At 66.9% G+C, this 952-nt stretch carries 1 protein-coding gene; it reads left to right on the top strand.

The window, feature by feature from the left end; translation table 11 throughout:
- Window positions 1–50: 50 nt before the first annotated feature.
- A protein-coding gene (locus L0965_RS16470; protein WP_102209980.1) for an IS5 family transposase occupies window positions 51–945 on the top strand; the annotation gives its coding sequence in 2 pieces (ribosomal slippage) (window positions 51–401 and window positions 403–945; 894 coding nt in all).
- The last annotated feature ends 7 nt before the right edge of the window (window positions 946–952 follow it).

Genomic DNA, 952 nt, shown 5'->3' with positions numbered 1-952 from the left:
CTAGGGCGTGTCTGACAAAGGTTGAGGGGATCGGTTGAGACGCTGGAGCGGTGACGCGGTTTCGGTTGCTTACGGATGCTCAGTGGTCTCTGATCGATGGGATGTTGCCGAGGCCGACGGGTCGCCCGGGTCGGAAGTTCTCGGACGCGCGGACGATGCTGGAAGGGATCATTTACCGGTATCGGTGCGGGATCGCGTGGCGCGATCTTCCTGCAGTGTTCGGCCCGTGGCAGACCGTGTGGACCTGGCATCGCAGGCTCGCGACCGAAGGCACCTGGGACTCGATCGTGCAGTCGCTGATCGCGCAGGCCGACGCCGAGGGGCTGGTGGACTGGTCGGTATCGGTGGATTCGACGATCACGCGGGCGCATCAGCACGCGACGAACACGAGTCGCCCCACAGGGGGCTGTATCGAATTACACGAATCCGGGCGTCGAGCCGCCTGATCATGCTATCGGCCGCTCCCGGGGCGGCCTGTCGACGAAGATCCACCAGCTCGTTGACGGGAAGGGGCTGCCGCTGGTCACGGTGATCACCCCCGGACAGGCCGGTGATTCGCCGATGCTGCTGCCCTTGCTGGATCAGCTTCGCGTGGGTCGCCCCGTCGGTCGCCCTCGCACCCGCCCGGACGCGGTCCGGGGCGACAAGGCGTACTCGTCCCGCGCGATCCGGTCACGCTTGCGGGGGCGTGGGATCAAAGCCGTGATCCCCGAGCCCCGCGACCAGCAGGGGCACCGGAAGCGTCGCGGTTCACGAGGCGGAAGGCCTGTCGGGCTCGACACCGACGACTACAAGAACCGCAACGTGATCGAACGCCGGTTCTGCCACGCCAAGCAATGGCGAGGCCTCGCGACCCGCTACGACAAACACGCGATCACCTACCGCGCCGCCGTCCTCATCCACGCCGCCATCGCCTGGACCAGAACGCTGTCAGACGCACCCTAGCCGGCTG

It is taken from the genome of Microbacterium sp. NFH-22A-Y, from assembly GCF_021401375.1.
In the GTDB taxonomy this organism is placed as follows: domain Bacteria; phylum Actinomycetota; class Actinomycetes; order Actinomycetales; family Microbacteriaceae; genus Microbacterium; species Microbacterium hominis.
This window is presented reverse-complemented; position numbering and strand designations above follow the sequence as displayed.